The sequence below is a fragment of the Faecalibacterium sp. DFI.5.82 genome, assembly GCF_029076575.1.
Lineage (GTDB): Bacteria > Bacillota > Clostridia > Oscillospirales > Ruminococcaceae > Faecalibacterium > Faecalibacterium duncaniae.
Map to the genome: position 1 here is coordinate 1 of NZ_JARFIS010000228.1, position 337 is coordinate 337.

The following is a 337-nucleotide window of genomic DNA, read 5'->3' on the forward strand; positions in this document are numbered from 1 at the left end:
GGTGACGGCCCAGTATGTGGAAGAGCTGAGCAAGTGCTTTGCCCTGACGGCCTTTGTCTCAGACCGGGACCGCAGTCTGGCGGCATCCGGTGCGGGCAGGCGGGATCTGGCAGACCGCAGCGTAAGCCAGCCGCTGGAAAAGCTGATGGACAGCCGCAAGCCCTACCAGAGCGATGGTAGCCCCGAAAAGGCATGGCTGCCCTGGGAGGGCTCGCCCCGGGCGCTGGTGTGCGCTGTGCCCATCATTGCGGCGGGGGATGTCACCGGCAGTGTGGGCATGCTTACGGAGGACCGCACTGCCCAGCCCGATGCCGCCCAGCTCAAGGCGGTGAACGTG

1 protein-coding gene is annotated in these 337 nt (G+C 66.8%); it reads left to right on the forward strand.

Going from position 1 to position 337, the window contains the following annotated elements; translation table 11 throughout:
• Positions 1-337, forward strand: a 337-nt coding sequence (locus tag P0G09_RS16375; RefSeq protein WP_275253195.1) for a stage V sporulation T C-terminal domain-containing protein, incomplete at both ends; no start/stop codon positions are given.